Raw genomic sequence first — 17,921 nt, forward strand, 5'->3', positions numbered from 1 at the left:
CATACCCGGCTGAATGCCCTTCTGGGGCTGGCCGAGGCTTTGGGCTGTCGGCGTCAGGTGCTGCTGGGCTACTTCGGCGAACAGGCCGACCCCTGCGGGAATTGCGATCTTTGCGACCGCCTCGGTCGCGTCGAACAGCAACGCGGGGCGGTCGCAAAGATCGCAATTCCCGCAGGGGTCGGCCTGTTCGCCGAAGTAGCCAAGCAGCACCTGACGCCGACAGCCCAAAGCCTCGGCCAGACCCAGGAGGGCATTCAGCCGGGTATGGTCCGCCGCTTTCCGGTCCCCCGGAGCAGCCCCCTCGTCGATCTGGGTCCGGCGCAAGCGGATGTCGTCGGGGCCGTAGAGGGTCATCGTCTCGGCGGGCGAGCCATCGCGGCCCGCGCGGCCGATTTCCTGATAGTAGCCCTCGATCGACTTCGGCAGATCGGCGTGGGCGACCCAGCGGATGTCGGGCTTGTCGATGCCCATGCCAAAGGCGACCGTGGCGACCATGACCATGTCTTCACTGGCGACGAAAGCCGACTGGTTGGCGGCGCGTTGTTCAGCCGGCAGGCCGGCGTGATAAGGCAGCACACGACGCCCGGTTGCCTCGCCAAGTTTCTGGGCCAGATCCTCCACCTTGCGGCGGGTCGGGGCATAGATGATCCCCGGGCCGGGCTGTTCCTTGAGCAGGTCGCGGAGCTGGGTGAAGCCGCCTTGCCGATGGCGGATGGCATAGCGGATGTTCGGCCGGTCAAACCCGGCGACGATCAGGCCTTCGGCATCGATGCCCAGTTGGGCGAGCACATCGGCGCGGGTATGCGCGTCTGCCGTTGCCGTCAGCGCAAGGCGCGGCACATCGGCAAAGCTGTCCATTAGCGGACGCAGCGCGCGATAATCGGGGCGGAAATCGTGGCCCCATTCGGAAACGCAATGCGCTTCGTCGATGGCGAACAGACTGATCTGACCCGCATTCAGCAGGTCGCGGAAATGCTGCTGGCTGGCGCGTTCGGGGGCGACATAGAGCAGGTCGAGCTCACCTGCGCGGAAGCGGTCGATGGTTTCTTCGCGGTTGCTGTCTGCGCTGGTCAAGCTGGCGGCGCGGATGCCGTTGGCCTCGGCACTACGGAGCTGGTCGTGCATCAGCGCGATCAGCGGGGAGATCACCACGCAGGTGCCCGGCATCATTGTGGCGGGCAGCTGGTAAGTCAGCGACTTGCCCGCGCCAGTGGGCATCACCGCCAGCGTCGATTGCCCGGCGAGCACTCGGCGCACCACTTGCTCCTGCACCCCGCGAAAGGCGGAGAAGCCGAAGGTGGTGTGAAGCGCGGGGAGAAGTTCGGCACTATCGAGCATTGCCGCCGCCCTATGGCAGATGTCCGGGCGCTTGGGCAGCAGTGAAAGCCGGATTTGCCCCCGGAATCGTTGCGGTTCAGCGCGGCAAGCGGTCGATCAGGCTTTCCTCGCGGCTGGTGAAGGCGCTGCGGGCGCCCTTATCGCCATCGGGCACCGCACTGGTGAAATAGGCGACACCCCGGCCCGTCCATGGATCAAACCACAAGCCGGCCTTCAGGCCATAGGCGTCGCCGGAATGGCCGAACCGCATCACGCCATCGCCAAACGGATCATCACGGCACCCTTCCTGCCTATTGGCGAGCCGCTGTGCCGCCAGCCCATAAGCGCAGAAAAAGCCAGACTCGCCGTCCTCGCCCAGCCCGTTAGCGCCGTCGAATGTCCACACCGGTTTGAACATGCGCGAATAGCTCGGCTGCGAGAGAAATCCGTTCGCCGCATTGCCGGAGATCGTCTGACCCAGCCGCGCAAGGCCCTTCATCGAAATCCGCAGGCCGCCCTGCGGCGAGAACAGCGCGCCGTTGTCTCCGGGCCGGTAGCTGGCGAGATCGCATGAACTGTCAGCGGCAGGCACGACGAGGCAGTCCGGACGCCGCCCCTGAAGATCATCCTTGGCCACTTCGCCGGTCGACCGGTAAAGCACCACGGCACGCTTGATCATCGCCGGAGAACAGCCATCGCCCCAGTTGAAGCAGGCGTCGAGCCTCAGCGGCCCGAGCACCAGCCGCGCCATCAACCGGTCAAAGCGCTCGCCAGTTGCCCGCTCCATCACGCTGGCGACAACCGGGAAGTTGAGATTGGTGTAGTGGAACCAGCCCGAACCCGGCGCATGGGCCGCATCCCACACGCGCGGATCGGAAAGGCGTTCGCGCAGGGTCATGTCCAGCGGGATGATGTAGAGGTCCGGCCCGTCGAGCAGGCCCGACTGATGCGAAAGAAGCATGGCCAAGGTAATCGGCTTGTCGGGGAAACCCGGGTGCCGCAGCTTCCAGCCTAGATAGTCCGATACGTCACGATCAAGGTCCAACTTGCCCTGATCGACCAGCCGCATCACGCCCATCGCGGTCACCAGCTTTGATATGCTGGCAATCCGTACGGGATCGTCGGCGGTGACTTTCCGCCCGGTTTCGCGGTCAGCCATGCCTTCGGCGACGACCGTCCTGGTCCCCTTGCGATCAAAGGAGACGGCAACAGCGGCAGGCTGGGGGGCAGCAGGCGGGGGGCCAGCCAAAGCGGTGGCCATGAGCAGGGGTGCAGTCAGCAACATCGGCGCGATGATAAAGCCACTGCGCCCAAGGTCGAGCCTGTTTGCGCGGGAACGGCTGTGGCATGAAGTCGCCCGAAGGGATTGCCGATGGAAAACGAAGACAAATTTGGGGCCGCGATCGAACGCGTGCAGGAACTTGGCGCAGAGGTTGAAAGCTCTGCCGAAGCGACTACGGGCGGCGATGCGCTCGCCCATATCCACGCCGAGCTGCACAAGTGGATCGACACCGTGGCCGGCGCCGTGGTCAATGCCGGGTTGGGCCGCGTGACGCTGTTGCACCACAACGGCAAGGAAACCAGCATCGCGTCAAGCGAGCTGCCCTATCTGCTGTCACGCCCGGCGAAGTTCGAGACGGACTAGTCGAGGTTGGGCCGCAGCCAGCGCTCGGTTTCGCTCTCGCTCCGGCCAAAGCGCGCGGCATAGTCGGCCAGCTGGTCGCGTCCGATCCGCGCCACGCCGAAATACTCGCTCTCGGGGTGGGCAAAGTAGAAGCCTGATACAGCCGCCGTCGGCAGCATGGCCATCGATTCGGTTAGCACCAGCCCCGCCGTGTTCCCGGCATCGAGCAGTTCGAACAGGATCGGCTTGAGCGTGTGATCCGGGCAGGCAGGATAGCCGGGGGCCGGGCGGATGCCGCGATATTGCTCTTTGACCAGCGCCTCGTTGGTCAGCTGCTCGCCCGGCGCATAGGCCCACAGCGTCGTGCGGACATGCTGGTGGAGCCGCTCGGCAAAGGCCTCGGCAAAACGGTCGGCCAGCGCCTTCAGCAGGATGTCGTTGTAGTCGTCATGCTGGCTGCGGAAGCGTTCGAGATGCGGTTCGATGCCGTGAATTCCGACCGCGAAACCGCCCAGCCAGTCGCCATCGGGATCGATGAAATCGGCGAGGCAATAGTTCGCCCGGTCGCGGCTCTTGCGGATCTGCTGGCGCAGGAACGGCAGCTTGAGGTTGCGCTCGTCATCAAGGTGCAGCGTCACATCATCGCCATCGCGCGCGCAGGGCCAGAAGCCACAAACGCCCTTGGCAGTGAGCCACTTTTCGCTGACAATCTTGTCGAGCATCGCCAACGCATCGGCATGGAGCGCCCGCGCGCTTTCGCCGACAACTACGTCATTGAGGATCGCGGGATAGACACCGGCGAGCTCCCAAGCGCGGAAGAACGGTGTCCAGTCAAAGCATTCGACCAGATTGGCGAGGTCCCAGTCCTCGAACACGTGGACCCCGGGTTGTTCGGGCGGCGGGGCCTTCTCGCTCATGTCGGCCTTGAAACCGTTGGCGCGCGCATCGTCGATGGAGAGCAGCACGGTCGGTTCCTTGCCAGCGCGCACATCGCGCATGTGCTGGTAGTCGTCGGCGGTGGTCTTGATGAAACCCTCAGCCTGCGTGTCCGACAGCAATTGCGAGGCGACACCGACCGCGCGGCTGGCGTCGAGCACGTGGATCACGGGGCCTTCGTAGGCCGGATCGATGCGCAGCGCGGTGTGCAGCTTGCTGGTGGTCGCGCCGCCGATCAGCAGCGGGATGGTCATGCCGGCGCGCTGCATTTCCTCGGCCACGGTGACCATCTCATCGAGGCTTGGCGTGATCAGGCCTGACAGGCCGATGATGTCCGCTTTTTCCTTTTGCGCGGTCTCGATGATCGTCGTCCACGGCACCATGACGCCAAGGTCGATCACTTCGTAGCCGTTGCACTGGAGCACGACGCCGACGATGTTCTTGCCGATATCGTGAACGTCACCCTTGACCGTGGCCATGATGATCTTGCCCTTGGGCTTCGACGCGGCGGTTTTCTCGGCCTCGATGAAGGGGATCAGGTGAGCGACCGCCTTCTTCATCACGCGCGCCGATTTCACCACTTGCGGAAGGAACATCTTGCCCGATCCGAACAGGTCGCCGACCGTGTTCATTCCCTCCATCAGCGGGCCTTCGATCACTTCGATCGGGCGACCGCCACGCGCTTTGATCTCGGCGCGGGCGATCTCGGTATCGTCGACGATATGCGCGTCGATGCCCTTGACCAGTGCGTGTTCGATGCGGCGAACCACGTCCCAGCCGCGCCATTCCTCGGCGGCCTTTTCCTGTGCCACGTCGGTGCCGCGAAACTTCTCGGCGAGGGTGACGAGGCGTTCGGTCGCGCCTTCGTCTGCATTGAGGATCACGTCCTCGCAGGCCTGCCGCAGTTCGGGGTCGATCGTATCGTAGACGTCGAGCTGGCCGGCATTGACAATGGCCATGTCGAGCCCGGCGGGGATCGCGTGGTAGAGAAAGATCGAGTGCATTGCCCGCCGCACCGGCTCATTGCCGCGGAACGAGAACGAGAGGTTCGACAGCCCGCCCGAGAAGTGGACGTGCGGGCACGAGACGCGGATTTCCTTCACCGCCTCGATGAAGTCGACCGCGTAATTGTTGTGCTCCTCGATGCCGGTGGCGACGGCGAAGACGTTGGGGTCAAAGATGATATCCTCGGGCGGGAAGCCCATGCCGGTGAGCAGCTTGTAGGCGCGCTCGCAGATCTCGACCTTGCGCTGTTTGGTGTCGGCCTGGCCCTTTTCATCAAAGGCCATGACGACCACGGCGGCGCCGTAAGCCATGCATTTTCGCGCCGAATCGAGGAACGGCGCCTCGCCTTCCTTCATGGAGATCGAATTGACGATCGGCTTGCCCGAAACACATTTCAGACCAGCTTCGATCACTTCCCACTTCGAACTGTCGATCATCACCGGCACACGCGCGATGTCCGGTTCGGCAGCGATCAGTTTGAGAAAAGTCGTCATGGCGAAGACCGCATCAAGCAAGCCTTCGTCCATGTTGACGTCAATCACCTGCGCGCCGTTCTCGACCTGCTGGCGCGCGACCTCGACCGCCTTGGCATAGTCGCCCGCAAGGATCAGCTTCTTGAACGCGGCCGACCCGGTGACGTTGGTGCGTTCACCGACGTTGACGAAACGGGCGCCACTAGGACGGGCGGGGGAGGAAGCCGTAGTCATAATCTTTTCTCTACTCGTCATCCCGGGCTCGACCCGGGATCGCTGGCCAGACGGCGCAGCGTGGAATTGCCAGCGGTCCCGGATCAGGTCCGGGACGATGCAAAATCAGGCCGCCATGATAAACGGTTCGAGGCCTGCAAGCCGTGTCACCCGCTCAAGCACCGGCAACTGGCGTGGCGGCAGCGCGCTCGCCGCCTCGGCAATCGCGGCGATATGCGCCGGGGTCGATCCGCAGCAACCGCCCAGAACATTCACTTGCCCGGCCCGCGCCCATTCGGCCACTAGGCCCGCCGTGGTCTCGGGCATCTCGTCATAAGCGCCGAGTTCGTTGGGCAGACCGGCATTGGGATAGACCATGATCAGCGTATCGGCGATTTCCGATAGCGCCTTAACGTGCGGGCGCAGCTGGGTTGCGCCGAACGAGCAATTGAGGCCGACCGTCACCGGCTTGGCATGGCGCACCGCGTGCCAGAACGCCTCGACCGTGTGGCCCGAGAGGTTGCGGCCCGACAGGTCGGTCAGCGTCATCGACAGCATGATCGGAACTTCGCGGCCCAGTTCCGCCTCAAGTTGCTTCACCGCCATGATCGCGGCCTTGGCGTTGAGCGTGTCGAACACCGTTTCGACCAGGATGAAGTCCGCGCCGCCTTCGACGAGTGCGACGGCCTGTTCCTTGTAGACATCGACAAGCGTGTCCCAATCGATCTCGCGGAAGCCCGGATCGTTGACATCGGGTGAGAGCGACAGCGTCTTGTTCGTCGGCCCGATGGCGCCGGCAACGAAGCGGGGGCGGCCATCCAGCGCCTCGAATTCATCGGCCACCTTGCGGGCCAGTTTCGCGCTCTCGACGTTGATTTCGCGCACCAGATGCTCAGCGGCATAGTCGGCCTGACTGATGCGATTGGCGCTGAACGTGTTGGTCTCGGCAATGTCGGCCCCGGCGGCGAAATAGGCGCGGTGGATGGCTTCGGGCACTTCGGGCTTGGTCAGGGCGAGGATGTCGTTGTTGCCCTTCTGGTCCTTCGTCAGACCGAGCGTCCCGGCATAGTCCGCCTCGGTCAGCTTGCAGTTCTGGATCTCGGTGCCAAAGGCGCCATCAGTAATGAGGATGCGCTTTGCGGCCTCGGCCAGCAGTTTCTCACGCGCGGTCATGTGATGGGCGGTCATGCCGCAGTCTCCTTGGGACGCAGGCCGAGCAGATGGCAGGTCGCATAAGCCTGTTCCGCACGGTTGAGGGTGTAGAAATGGAAGTCGCGGACACCGCCTTCGTAAAGACGGCGGCACAGGTCGGCAGCGACCACGGCAGCGACCAGCGCGCGTGGGCCGGGGCGGTCGTCCAGACCTTCAAACATCGCTTCCATCCACGCGGGAATTTCGGTGTTGGCCGACATGCGGCGGATCGCGGCGAAGCTGGTCACCGGCATGATACCGGGCAGGATCGGCGCGGAAATGCCCGCCGCCAACGCCTTGTCGAGGAAACGGAAATAGGCTTCGGGCGAGAAGAAGAACTGGGTGATCGCGCGGTTGGCCCCGGCATCAAGCTTGCGCTTGAGATTGTCGAGATCCGCCGAGGCATCGACAGCTTCGGGGTGGACTTCCGGATAGGCGGCGACCGAGATGTCGAAGGCATGGCGCGCCGAAAGACCGGCGACGAGGTCGGCAGCACTGGCATAGCCATCGGGGTGCGGGGCGAAGCGTGCATCGGTGCCTTGCGGGTCGCCGCGCAAGGCGACAATCGAGCGCACACCGGCTTCCCAGTATTGGTCGGCAATTTCGGCAATCTCGCCCTTGCTTGCCGCCACGCAAGTCAAGTGCGCGGCGGGCACGAGGCTGGTTTCGCGGACAATGCGCGAGACGGTGGCGTGCGTGCGTTCGCGCGTCGATCCGCCGGCGCCGTATGTCACCGAGACGAAGCTGGGGTTCAGCGGCTCAAGCTGGGTGATCGCCTGCCACAGCTGCTCTTCCATCTTCTCGGTCTTGGGCGGGAAGAATTCGAAACTGACAGAGATGTCTCCCGCCAAGTCGGCGAACATCGGGGCTTGAGCGGTCATGCCGGCTGGCTCTTTCGTGCAGGGGAACGGAGGGGCTGGGCGGCATTGCGGGTGCCGGTCCAGATCTTGACAGTGAGTTCGCGGCCCGGAAGCGCGGTCGCCGATCCGGCGGAGAACCCGGCCTCGGCGAGCATGGCCAGCATCGCCTCATCGGAAAAACCAAGGCGGGCATGGGCATGAGTGCTGCGCAGTTCCTCACGATCATGCGCGGCGAAATCGATCACGGCGACGCGACCGCCCGTCCGGGTTACGCGCGCAGCTTCGGCCAGCACGCCGCCGGGATCCTGCGCATAGTGCAGCACCTGGTGAAAAGTCAGCGTATCAAACGCGGCATCGGCGAAGGGCAGGGCCGAGAAATCGCCTTGAACGAGGTCAGCATGGCCAGATGGCAAGTGCTGCAACCGGGCGCGGGCGATGCGGAGCATTTCCGGGCTTTTGTCGAGCGCGGTGACATGACTGGCACGTGGGCCGAGCAGTTCGGCGATGCGCCCGGTACCCGTGCCGACATCGAGCAGTGAACCGAGATCGCAGCCAACGACTTCGAGCAGTGCGGCCTCCACCGTCTCATCAGCGCTGTGCAGCGTGCGCAGCTGGTCCCATTCGCCTGCGTGGCGGGCGAAATAGGCGGCGGCCTGATTCTCGCGTGCTGCGCGAATCGCGGCGAGGTGGCGGCGGTCCTCCTCGCAGCGCGCGGCGAACTGGGCATCATCGGCCTCTGCCGCATCGAGCAGGCGAGCGACGGCGGCGCCGATCGGCGGGGCTCGGTCAGCTGCTATGGCGATGTGCAGGAACACCCATGATCCTTCGCGGCGGCGCTCGGCAAGGCCGGCATCGCACAGGATGCGCACGTGGCGCGATACGCGCGGCTGGCTTTGCCCGAGCACTTGTGCGAGTTCTCCCACGGCCAGCTCCATGTGGGCGAGCAGCCGCATGATGCGCAGCCGGGTGGTATCGGCAAGCGCGCGCAGGGTGGGATCGATCTTCATGGTCATGACTATGGAGAGGTCATATAAAGAAATCTTTATATCTCTTCAAGTGTGCGTTTTGCCAATCTCTGGGGTGCCTTTTCTCTTCGCTTCAAAAGTGTGAAATGGCATTTGTCTTGTCGGCAAGGCTTGGCTAGACTCAGTCCAATGCCCTGGACCACTCCGGGACAATGCCACCTTTCATTGCCACCTTCACTAGGGACCCGACATGAAGAAGATTGCCTTTGCCGCCCTTGCTCCGATGGCCCTGTTTGCGCTCGCCGGCTGCGCCAAGACTGACGATCCCAACGCCGAAGCCAGCGCCGACAACGTCGAAATGCCGGCTGAGGAAGCAATGAATTCGGCAGAAGCATCGGCCATGCCGGTCGAGGACAAGACAGCTGCCGAAGCCAGCGAAGCTGCCGCTCCCGCCAAGACGCCGGACGAAGTCAAGGACGCGGCCGCCAAGACTGCAGCTGATTTCGAAGACCTTGAAAAGGCGGATGCGGAACCCAAGCAGTAAGCTGGCCGTTCCTGACGCAAGAGCGGGCGCGGCGGCGATCGTGCTGCCGCGCCCGGCTTGCCTGAGGTCCTGAATTATGAAGTATTTGGCTATCGCCCCTGTGTTGTTTCTGGCCGCTTGCGGCAGCAGCAGCGATGCGCCGGGCGAGGTCACCGCTGGCGAGGCCAAGGCGCTCGACGAAGCGGCCGAAATGCTTGAGGCGAAGCAACTCAGCCCGAGCGCCATTCCGCCGGCACCGCGCGGCGAACCGGCAGCACCTGCCAGCGCCGCCCCGGCGAATTAGTCGAAAGACACCTTGCCGCGTCCGGCCTTGACCGAGCCGCGCAGCTTCTTGCCTTGCAGCCGTTTTTCCTTGCCGACCCGGTTGAGCCGCGATTTCGCGCGCTTTTGCGGCAAGTCATGCGCCGCGCGAATCAGTTCGGCGATGCGGTCTCGCGCATCGGCACGGTTCGCTTCCTGCGTGCGGTGCGAGCGCGCGGTCATCACCAGTTCGCCGCGCGAGGTCATCTTGCTGCCGGCGAGCGTCTTGAACCGCTGGAAAACCGCCGGTTCCAGCCGCAGCGCGAAAACATCGAGCCGGACCTGAACGGCGGTTGCAACCTTGTTGACGTTCTGACCGCCGGGGCCGGCTGCGGCGATGAAGCTTTCGCTCAGCGCGCCCATGGCCAGTTCCACCGCACGCTCCACCGCATTGCCGCCGGCTTCATCAGCCATCGCTGAAGCCGAGTTCGCGGAAATCGGCCGGTAACGGCGCCATCGCTTCAATCGACGGCTTGCCTTCGCGGGTGACGGTGAGGCCAGCGGCGTGGAGCATCGTGCGCGGTGCTCCGGAACCATCGCCATAGATCGGATCGCCGAGCAGCGGCACGCCGAGTCCGGCGAGGGCATGGATGCGAATCTGGTGTGTGCGGCCGGTTTCCGGGCGGAATTCGACGAGGGTGTTGCCGCCGCATTCGGAGATCTTGCGCCAGTGCGTCACTGCTTCCTTGCCCTTTTTAGCGGCGATCATCCGCCAGCCCTTCTCGGCGCTGGAGATCTTGCTCAGCGACAGTGCAATGGTGCCGCTTTCTTCCTGCAACGCCCCTGCAACGATACCGAGATAGCGCTTTTCCACCTGCCGGTTTTCAAATGCCGCCGAAAAGCGCTTCAACGCCTTGGGATTGCGCGCGAGGAGCAGGCAGCCCGAGGTGTCCTGATCGAGCCGGTGGACCGGGAAAGGCACCCGCTGAAAGCCAAAGCACAATTCTTCGAGCCGGTCTTCCAGACTGCGCCCACCGGCGCGCGGCTGATCGAGCGGCAGGCCGCCCGGCTTGTCGATGACGAGCGCTTCGCCGTCTTCGAAGAGGATCGTGAGTGGGGTCATGCCAGAGCTGCTCCGATGCGCCGGATGGCTTCGTCCAGCTTGGTTTCGTCGGCAGCGAAGGAAATGCGAAAGCCATTCTGACCGCCGAAGGCAGAGGCAGGGACCACGGCGACGCCGTGATCAAGAAGATGGAGCACCAGCGCGCGATCGTCACCGAAGCGGTGCATCAGCGGGGCCGCGTCGATCATGCAATAAAACGCGCCGTCAGGCACCGGGGTCGTGAGACCGGGAATCGCGCCCACCGCCGCAACCACCCGGTCACGCCGGGCGCGGAAAATCTCGCACCAGTCCTTTAGGAAGTCCTGCGGGCCTTCAAAGGCGGCGACGGCTGCGGCCTGGCTGATCGAGGCCGGGTTGCCCGAGGAGTGCGACTGCAACGTCTCCATCGCGTCGATCAGCCACTTCGGGCCAGTCGAGACGCCGATGCGGAAGCCGGTCATGGCATGGCTTTTAGACACGCCCGATACCGTCAGCACGCGCTCCGCCAGTTCGGGACATTCCACCGCCAGTGTCGCATGGCGACCCGGCGTGTAGCGCAGCGGCGCGTAGATATCGTCGCTCATGACGAGCACCTGGGGATGCCGCCGCAAGACCTCGCCCAGCGCGGCAAGGTCTGCCGAGGAATATGTGGCGCCCGTGGGATTGCCGGGGCTGTTCAGCAGCAGCCAGCGGGTACGCGGGGTGATCGCCGCTTCAAGCTGGTCCGCCGTGATGCGAAAGCCGCCGGCCGCATTGGTCTGCATCGGCACCACCGTGCCGCCAGCGAAATTGACGATTTCCGGATAGGACACCCACCACGGCGCGGGAATCAGCACTTCGTCGCCGGGATCGACCGTGGCCAGAAGTGCGTGGAAAATCGCCTGCTTGCCGCCGGCGCTGACGATCACGCGCGAGGGATCGGTCTGGATGCCGAGGTCGCGCGCGAAATGCAGCGCCGCCGCAGCCTTGAGCCGCGCCGTGCCGCCGACTGCGGTGTATTTCGTGTCACCGGCATCGAGCGCCGCCTTGGCCGCAGCGACAACATGGGCCGGCGTGGCAAAATCGGGTTCGCCGACCGACAGCGAGATGATGTCGCGGCCCTCGGCGCGCAGCGCGATGGCGCGGTCGGTCATCGCCGTGGTCTGCGACGGGGCAACGCGCGACAGGGCGGCGGAAAGCCTCACGCCAACAGCCATCATGAGAGCAAGCGGGCCGGCATCAGCCCGCGCAGGGCATTGCCGATCAGGAACCCGCCTGACAGATCATCCAGCGACAGTTCGGCTTCCTCGGCTTGCCCAGCCTCGATCAGCGACTGGCGCAACACGCCGGGCAGCAGGCCAAGTTGCGCGGGCGGGGTCAGCAACTTGCCATCGCGCTCGACAAACAGGTTGGTGAAGCTGCCCTCGGTGACGAGGCCGTCATCGCGCAGCAGCAGCGCCTCCTGCGCGCCTGCGCCCTTCGCCGCGTCAAGCGCGGCGGTGTAGAACTGGCGGTCAGTCGTCTTGTGGCGCAGCCGCCAGTCGCCGCTGTCCACCGGCAGGCGCAGCACCGCGCAGGTGGCCGGCCCGTCATAGGCCTCAGGCATCGGCGCAATCTCAAGCGCGTGGGCCCCGCTGCGCGCAACGACAAGCCGCACTTTCGCTGGCCCCTCGATCTCGAAACACAGCGCCTGAATTGCATTGCGCACGGCGTGGCGATCGAAGGCGAAACCCAGTTCGCCCGCGCTGGCCTTCAGCCGTTCCAGATGCAGTTCGAGCAGCGGAATTCCGCCCTCGGGTGTGAACGCCATCGTCTCGATCAGGTCAAAGCCGCCCGCCATGCCTCTTGCGAAACCTCCTTTGACCAGGCCTTCGCGCCATTCCGCGAGCCATTCCGAATCCGCGACCACCGCCGAGCCGACGCCCAGCACCGCGCTGCCCCGGCCATTCTCTCCGGGCGTCAGCCGCAAGGTGCGGATTGCCACATTGAACGCCGCCTCACCAGTTCCATTAGAGCTTGGGGGATCGATACGGCCAATCGCGCCACAATAGGCCCCGCGCGCATCGCGCTCGAATGCGTCGATCAGTTCCATCGCGCGAATTTTCGGCGCGCCAGTGATCGATCCGCAGGGGAACAGCGCGCGCACGAGATCAATGGGGCCGAAGCCCGCGCGCAGGTCCGCACGCACTGTGGTCGTCATCTGGTGGACGGTGGGATAGCTTTCGACCGCAAAGGGCCGCTCGACCTTGACCGTGCCCGGATCGGCCACCCGGCTGAGGTCATTGCGCAGCAGGTCGACGATCATCAGGTTTTCGGCGCGATCCTTTTCCGATTGCGCCAGCTCTTCGGACAGCGCGGCATCCTCCGCCGCATTGCGCCCACGCGGCCGTGTGCCTTTCATCGGCTTGACCATGGCCTGCCGCCCGCGCAGCGCGGCAAACAGTTCGGGCGAGAAGCTCGCCAGCCATTGTGTGCCGTCATGGATCAGCCCGCCATAGCCAGCGCCTGCCGCCGCACGGATCGCCGCATAGAGCGCCAAGGGGTCTCCGTGAAAGGCCCCGGCCAACGGGAAAGTGAGGTTCGCCTGATAGATGTCACCGGCAGTAATCGCCGCCTGCACCGCCTCGAACGCACGCCGATAACCGCCCGGCGACAGCGCCGGATCAAGCGGGCCAACGCTGGCCTTGCCTTCTGCACGCGCAGCCAGCCATGCGGGGACGTACTCGGCGGCAATCGTGTCGTAACCGGCAAATGCCCCGAACCATAGCAACGGACCTGCCGCCCCGGTGCGCCCATCGGACAGCCGTGCCAGCCGGCTTTCGAGCGCCAGCCCGGCCTCGTAGGCCATCCACCCGGCGAGGTGATGGCCGGCGGCATGGAGCGCGGCCAGCTTGTCCAGCGCCGGCAGAACCTCGTCGCCGCGCCGCGCGATCACCAGTTCCACCGGGTCACGATAGAACCGCGCCGGGCTCGCGCCTTCGCTGCGGGCGTCGTCAAGCAGGATGAAGGGGGCAGGCATAGCGGCGCGCTTCTAGTGAGGATTGGCCGCGCTGGCCAGCGGTGCGATTTCCTCTCGCACAAGCGCTCATCCCGCCTTAAGCCCGTCGCTGGGAATCAAACCGGGAGCACGCGTCTCAATGGACAATATCTACATCGGGCTGGGATCGAACGGCGAACGGCAGGAACTACGCCTCAACCGCGCCAACCGCCACGGCCTGATCGCAGGCGCGACTGGCACCGGCAAGACGGTGACCCTGCAGACCATGGCCGAACAGTTTTCTCAGGCCGGGGTGCCGGTGTTCATGGCCGATGTGAAGGGCGATCTTGCCGGCGTATCGATGGCGGGCAGCGCCGACTTCAAGCACGCCGCCACGCTGGAAGCCCGCGCCAAGGAGATCGGCATCGATCCCTATACCTATCACGACAATCCGGCGATTTTCTGGGATCTTTATGGCGAAAAGGGCCACCCGATCCGCACGACGATTTCGGAAATGGGGCCGCTTCTGCTGTCGCGCCTGATGGGCCTTAACGAAACGCAGGAAGGCGTGCTGACGGTCGCTTTCAAGTGGGCGGATGACAACGGCCTGCTGCTGATCAACTTTGACGACTTGCAGCAAGTGCTGATGACCTGCGCTGAAAACGCCAGCGAGCTGGCATCGACCTATGGCAACATTTCAAAGGCCAGCGTCGGCACGATCCAGCGCCAGTTGCTGTCGTTCGAGAGCCAAGGCGCGGACAAGTTCTTTGGCGAACCGGCTTTCGAAATTCACGATTTCATCCGCACGGACGAAAACGGCAAGGGCGTGATCAACGTGCTCGCCGCCGACAAGCTGATGCAGAACCCGAAACTTTACGCCACATTCCTGCTCTACCTGCTGTCCGAACTGTTCGAGGCGTTGCCCGAAGTCGGTGATGTCGAAAAGCCGACATTGGTGTTCTTCTTTGACGAGGCGCACCTGCTGTTCGAAGATGCCCCGCAGGCCCTGTTCGAGAAGATCGAGCAGGTCGTCCGCCTGATCCGTTCGAAGGGCGTAGGCGTGTTTTTCATCACCCAGAACCCGATCGACATTCCCGACAAGATCGCCGGCCAGCTGGGCAACCGTGTGCAGCACGCGCTGCGCGCCTTCACTCCGCGCGACCAGAAGGCGATCCGCGCCGCTTCAGAGACTTTCCGCATCAACCCCGACCTCGACGTCGAAACCGCGATCACCGAACTTAAGGTGGGCGAGGCGCTGGTTTCTGTGCTGGACGAACAAGGCGCGCCGACCATCGTCCAGCGCACGCTGGTCGCCCCGCCCCGCTCGCGGCTGGGCCCGGTGAGCGACAAGGAACGCGCGATCATCCAGTCGATCAGCCCGTTCGATGGCAAGTATGACACGCTGGTTGACCGTGAAAGCGCCGAGGAAGTGCTGCAGGCCAAGGCCGCCGATGCCGCCGCCGCCGCGCAGCAGGTCGAAGCTGAAGGAGCAGAGGCGCAGCACTCGTCCGAGCGCCGCTCGCCCTCGCTGTGGGAGCGTGCCGGCAAGGCGGCAATGGGCGCAGCCGCCGCTTCGGCAGGCACGATGGTTGCGCGCAAGATGACCGGGCGCAAGTCAGCCGGATCGCCGATGGCCTCTGCCGCGAGTGCGGCGGGCGGTGCGATTGCCACGCAGCTGGGCGGAGCGATTTTCGGGCGGTTCGCGCGCTCGATTCTGGGCAGCTTGCTGCGCTGAATGTCCTTCGTCGGCGCGCATCGGCGGTTCATCGACGGTTGCATTTGCAATCAGTTGCGCCATGCAAGGGCGCAAGACCCGTTCTTGCGCCCTTCGGAGATTCCATGCGTCTTTTGCTCGCTGCCGCCTCGACCCTGTCGCTCGCTATCGCCGCCCCTGCTCTTGCGGCGGAAACCCGCGCCACCCCGGCTGACAGCGCGGCTGTTCCGCAAGGCCAGCTAACCGATGCCGCCGCGCCGAAGACCTACCGGCTAGACCTGACCGTCGACCCGGCGAAGGATCGGTTTTCCGGCCATGTCGAGATTGACGCCGAGCTGAAGGCGGCTTCGAGCTTCATCGATCTGCATGGCCGCGACCTCAATGTTACGCGGGCGACCGCCACGGCCGGCGGCAAGACCGTGGTCGGCACCTGGACCCAGCGCACCGACAGCGGCCTTGCCCGTCTGACCTTCCCCGAAGCGCTGCCCGCCGGCAAGGTGACGCTCGCCTTCGATTACGACGCGCCGTTCAACACCGGCCCCGCCGGCCTGTTCCGCGTCAAGGTGGCTGACGATTGGTATTCGTGGTCGCAGTTCCAGTCGATTGATGCTCGCGCCGCCTTCCCCTCGTTCGACGAACCCGGCTTCAAGACACCGTTCGAAGTCACCTTGCGCACGCCCAAGGGGCTGACCGCCGTGAGCAATGCGCCGCAGACCTCGACCCGCGAGGAAGCGGGCCTCGACGTACACCGCTATGCGCCGACCCTGCCGCTGCCGACCTATCTGGTGGCGGTGATGGTCGGGCCGTTTGCCATGGTCGAAAGCACCGTGCCGCCCACGCCCCAGCGCGCGAGCCCCCTGCCGCTGCGCATCGTCACGACCAAGCCCAATGCCGCGCGCATCAGCTATGCGCTGGAAAATTCGAAGCCAATCGTCTCGCTGCTCGAAGCCTATTTCGGCCAAGGCTTCCCCTATCCCAAGCTTGATCAGATCACCTCGCCGATCATGCCCGGCGCGATGGAGAACGCCGGGGCCGATCTCTACGCCGATGGCATCCTCGTGCTCGACGAGGGCTCACCGGTGCCAACCAAGCGCAATTTCGGCATGGTCGTCAGCCATGAACTGGCGCACCAATGGTTCGGCGATCTCGTCACTCCCGCGTGGTGGGACGATATCTGGCTGAACGAAAGCTTCGCCAATTGGATGGGCTATCGCATCGGCGGCGAATGGCGGCCCGATCTCAACATCGGCTCGGGCGCCAATGCCGAGGGCTTTGCCGCGATGAACACCGATTCGCTCATCGCTGGCCGGCCGATCCAGCAGCCGATCCGCACCGACGCACAGATCGACGCCGCCTTCGACACAATCACCTATGGCAAAGGCGGACATGTCGTCGCGATGATCGCCGCCTTCATGGGTGACACGAAATTCCGCGACGGCGTGCGCGCCTATATGGCCAAGCACCGCTATGGCAGCGCGACCAGCGGCGACTTTTTCGGGGCCATGGCAGAGGTTTCGGGCGACCCGCGCCTGCTGCCCGCAATGCAAAGCTTCACCCGCCAGCAAGGCGTGCCGCTAATCACTTTCACCCCCGGCAAGCACGGCTGGACCGCGGCGCAGAGCCGCTATGCCCGGCTTGGCACAGCGGCCCCAGCAACACGCTGGGGCGTGCCGCTTTGCGCGCGTCAGGGAACAGAACGGGTGTGCGACCTGATGGACGGCGCGAGCACCACACTGACATTCAAGGGCAAGGCCGGCCCGGTCATGCCCAATGCCGGCGGCACCGGGTACTACCGTTTCGAACTGCCCTCAGCCGACTGGGACAAGCTGATCGCCAGCTCCGACTCGCTTTCGGGCAACGAAGCGCTGGCCGTCGCTGACAGCCTCAAGGCAAGTTTCCAGGCCGGTCGCGGATCGGTGCGACAGCTGGGCGCGCTGGCCAGGAAGCTTGTGCGCAATCCGGATAGTCACGCTTTTGATTCAGCGATCGACGGCCTAGAAGCGCTGCGCGGTGCCGGGCTGTTCGATGACAAGGCGCAGTTCGCCTACAACCGCTTCGTCGCCAAGCTCTATCGTCCCGAACTGGCAAAGCTTGGGCTGGACCTGAGGGCCGGTGCCTATGCCAGCGAAGACCCCGAGCGCGTCCTACGCCGCGCGGTAACCGTTTCGGCAATCGGCGGCGTGGCGCGCGATCCAGCGATCCGCAAGCAGATGGCCGCCGCGGCCAAGGCCTTCCTGGCGGGCGACAGCAAGGCGCTCGACGCGATGTGGTACGGCGGCGCCTTTGCCGCATGGCTCGCCGATGGCGGGCTGCCTGCCGCCAAGGAGCTGTTCGCCAAGGCGCTAGTCACCGAAGACCCGGCGTTGCGCCCGACCTACCTTGGCGTGATCGGCGGCAGCGGCAAGGCCGACATCGCCACCTGGGTGCTGGCCGACGCCAACGACCCCAAGCTGCGCCCCAGCGAGCGCCTGTCATTGATCCGCGGCGTGGTGGCCAATCCGGCGACGCGCGACATGGGCTATGAGTGGATGAAGGCCAACCTCGACAAGCTGCTGAACGGCAGCGGCGGCATCTTCTTCGCCTCGCGCCTGCCGCAGATGCTCAACGGCTTCTGCTCGGCCGAGCAGGCAGATGAACTGGCCAAGTCGCTGCGCCCGCGCCTTGCCGGCAAGACCGCCGAGCTTGAACTGGAACGCACGATCGAGCGTGTCCGCAACTGCGGCATCCTTCGCACCGCGCGCAAGGCCGAGGCCAGCAAGGACGTGCTCAAGCTGAAGTGAT

General features: G+C 64.8%; 14 protein-coding genes and 1 pseudogene. 5 read left to right on the forward strand and 10 right to left on the reverse strand.

Annotated elements, in window-relative coordinates; all coding sequences use genetic code 11:
* Positions 1-105: 105 nt before the first annotated feature.
* Positions 106-1,338 (reverse strand): annotated as a pseudogene (locus RMO89_RS13070) (RecQ family ATP-dependent DNA helicase); the annotation flags it as partial.
* 76 nt (positions 1,339-1,414) lie between these two features.
* Positions 1,415-2,602 carry a serine hydrolase domain-containing protein gene (locus RMO89_RS13075; RefSeq protein ID WP_310533611.1) on the reverse strand — a complete coding sequence of 396 codons (1,188 nt, stop codon included), beginning with the start codon at positions 2,600-2,602 and terminating at the stop codon, positions 1,415-1,417.
* An 87-nt stretch (positions 2,603-2,689) separates the two neighbouring features.
* Between RMO89_RS13075 and RMO89_RS13080 the strand changes: the two genes are divergently transcribed.
* The gene (locus RMO89_RS13080) at positions 2,690-2,962 is read left to right on the forward strand and encodes a hypothetical protein (protein WP_310533612.1); all 273 of its coding nucleotides are present in this window, start codon (positions 2,690-2,692) and stop codon (positions 2,960-2,962) included.
* Here RMO89_RS13080 and metH read toward each other — a convergent pair.
* The 4 genes from metH to RMO89_RS13100 all read right to left on the reverse strand — a co-directional run bounded on the left by metH (position 2,959) and on the right by RMO89_RS13100 (position 8,626).
* Positions 2,959-5,589: a methionine synthase gene (gene metH, locus RMO89_RS13085; RefSeq protein ID WP_310533614.1), complete on the reverse strand. Its 2,631-nt coding sequence runs from the start codon at positions 5,587-5,589 to the stop codon at positions 2,959-2,961. The genes RMO89_RS13080 and metH overlap by 4 nt on opposite strands.
* Positions 5,590-5,694: 105 nt before the next feature.
* Entirely contained in the window at positions 5,695-6,741 is a 1,047-nt protein-coding gene (locus tag RMO89_RS13090) for a homocysteine S-methyltransferase family protein (protein WP_310533652.1), read from the reverse strand.
* An 11-nt stretch (positions 6,742-6,752) separates the two neighbouring features.
* On the reverse strand, positions 6,753-7,640 hold the full coding sequence (metF, locus tag RMO89_RS13095; protein WP_310533616.1) for a methylenetetrahydrofolate reductase [NAD(P)H]: 888 nt from the start codon (positions 7,638-7,640) through the stop codon (positions 6,753-6,755).
* Complete coding sequence (locus RMO89_RS13100; protein WP_310533653.1) at positions 7,637-8,626, reverse strand: metalloregulator ArsR/SmtB family transcription factor; 990 nt, start codon at positions 8,624-8,626, stop codon at positions 7,637-7,639. Before RMO89_RS13100 ends, metF begins: the two co-directional genes overlap by 4 nt.
* Before the next feature lie 208 nt (positions 8,627-8,834).
* Here RMO89_RS13100 and RMO89_RS13105 point away from each other — a divergent pair, with 208 nt between their 5' ends.
* Positions 8,835-9,128 (forward strand): hypothetical protein, encoded by a 294-nt coding sequence (locus RMO89_RS13105; protein WP_310533617.1) that lies wholly within the window; start codon positions 8,835-8,837, stop codon positions 9,126-9,128.
* Positions 9,129-9,204: 76 nt separating this feature from the next.
* Entirely contained in the window at positions 9,205-9,411 is a 207-nt protein-coding gene (locus tag RMO89_RS13110; protein ID WP_310533618.1) for a hypothetical protein, read from the forward strand.
* Here the strand turns inward: RMO89_RS13110 and arfB are convergent.
* Genes arfB through pabB form a run of 4 tightly spaced genes read right to left on the reverse strand, consistent with a single transcriptional unit; the run spans position 9,408 to position 13,468 of the window.
* On the reverse strand, positions 9,408-9,842 hold the full coding sequence (gene arfB, locus RMO89_RS13115) for an alternative ribosome rescue aminoacyl-tRNA hydrolase ArfB (RefSeq protein WP_310533620.1): 435 nt from the start codon (positions 9,840-9,842) through the stop codon (positions 9,408-9,410). The genes RMO89_RS13110 and arfB overlap by 4 nt on opposite strands.
* Positions 9,835-10,491 (reverse strand): RluA family pseudouridine synthase, encoded by a 657-nt coding sequence (locus RMO89_RS13120; protein WP_310533622.1) that lies wholly within the window; start codon positions 10,489-10,491, stop codon positions 9,835-9,837. The genes arfB and RMO89_RS13120 overlap by 8 nt, the downstream gene beginning before the upstream one ends.
* A complete protein-coding gene (locus RMO89_RS13125; RefSeq protein ID WP_409035555.1) occupies positions 10,488-11,666 on the reverse strand; it encodes a pyridoxal phosphate-dependent aminotransferase in 1,179 nt (392 codons plus the stop codon). The genes RMO89_RS13120 and RMO89_RS13125 overlap by 4 nt, the downstream gene beginning before the upstream one ends.
* Positions 11,666-13,468, reverse strand: a complete 1,803-nt coding sequence (gene pabB, locus RMO89_RS13130; protein ID WP_310533625.1) for an aminodeoxychorismate synthase component I — start codon at positions 13,466-13,468, stop codon at positions 11,666-11,668. Before pabB ends, RMO89_RS13125 begins: the two co-directional genes overlap by 1 nt.
* A 118-nt stretch (positions 13,469-13,586) precedes the next feature.
* On the opposite strand from pabB, the gene RMO89_RS13135 reads away from it, so the two are divergent.
* Both RMO89_RS13135 and RMO89_RS13140 read left to right on the forward strand, forming a co-directional pair.
* A complete protein-coding gene (locus RMO89_RS13135) occupies positions 13,587-15,161 on the forward strand; it encodes a helicase HerA-like domain-containing protein (RefSeq protein WP_310533626.1) in 1,575 nt (524 codons plus the stop codon).
* A gap of 104 nt (positions 15,162-15,265) precedes the next feature.
* Complete coding sequence (locus tag RMO89_RS13140) at positions 15,266-17,920, forward strand: M1 family metallopeptidase (protein WP_310533627.1); 2,655 nt, start codon at positions 15,266-15,268, stop codon at positions 17,918-17,920.
* Position 17,921: the final 1 nt, after the last annotated feature.

The sequence above is a fragment of the Novosphingobium sp. genome (assembly GCF_031424035.1).
Lineage (GTDB): Bacteria > Pseudomonadota > Alphaproteobacteria > Sphingomonadales > Sphingomonadaceae > Novosphingobium.

Bases quoted from the DNA above. Each gene is read 5' to 3' on its own strand.
- RMO89_RS13075 (WP_310533611.1), bottom strand. From the start codon at position 2,602: ATGTTGCTGACTGCACCCCTGCTCATGGCCACCGCTTTGGCTGGCCCC.
- RMO89_RS13080 (WP_310533612.1), top strand. From the start codon at position 2,690: ATGGAAAACGAAGACAAATTTGGGGCCGCGATCGAACGCGTGCAGGAA.
- metH (WP_310533614.1), bottom strand. From the start codon at position 5,589: ATGACTACGGCTTCCTCCCCCGCCCGTCCTAGTGGCGCCCGTTTCGTC.
- RMO89_RS13090 (WP_310533652.1), bottom strand. From the start codon at position 6,741: ATGACCGCGCGTGAGAAACTGCTGGCCGAGGCCGCAAAGCGCATCCTC.
- metF (WP_310533616.1), bottom strand. From the start codon at position 7,640: ATGACCGCTCAAGCCCCGATGTTCGCCGACTTGGCGGGAGACATCTCT.
- RMO89_RS13100 (WP_310533653.1), bottom strand. From the start codon at position 8,626: ATGAAGATCGATCCCACCCTGCGCGCGCTTGCCGATACCACCCGGCTG.
- RMO89_RS13105 (WP_310533617.1), top strand. From the start codon at position 8,835: ATGAAGAAGATTGCCTTTGCCGCCCTTGCTCCGATGGCCCTGTTTGCG.
- RMO89_RS13110 (WP_310533618.1), top strand. From the start codon at position 9,205: ATGAAGTATTTGGCTATCGCCCCTGTGTTGTTTCTGGCCGCTTGCGGC.
- arfB (WP_310533620.1), bottom strand. From the start codon at position 9,842: ATGGCTGATGAAGCCGGCGGCAATGCGGTGGAGCGTGCGGTGGAACTG.
- RMO89_RS13120 (WP_310533622.1), bottom strand. From the start codon at position 10,491: ATGACCCCACTCACGATCCTCTTCGAAGACGGCGAAGCGCTCGTCATC.
- RMO89_RS13125 (WP_409035555.1), bottom strand. From the start codon at position 11,666: ATGGCTGTTGGCGTGAGGCTTTCCGCCGCCCTGTCGCGCGTTGCCCCG.
- pabB (WP_310533625.1), bottom strand. From the start codon at position 13,468: ATGCCTGCCCCCTTCATCCTGCTTGACGACGCCCGCAGCGAAGGCGCG.
- RMO89_RS13135 (WP_310533626.1), top strand. From the start codon at position 13,587: ATGGACAATATCTACATCGGGCTGGGATCGAACGGCGAACGGCAGGAA.
- RMO89_RS13140 (WP_310533627.1), top strand. From the start codon at position 15,266: ATGCGTCTTTTGCTCGCTGCCGCCTCGACCCTGTCGCTCGCTATCGCC.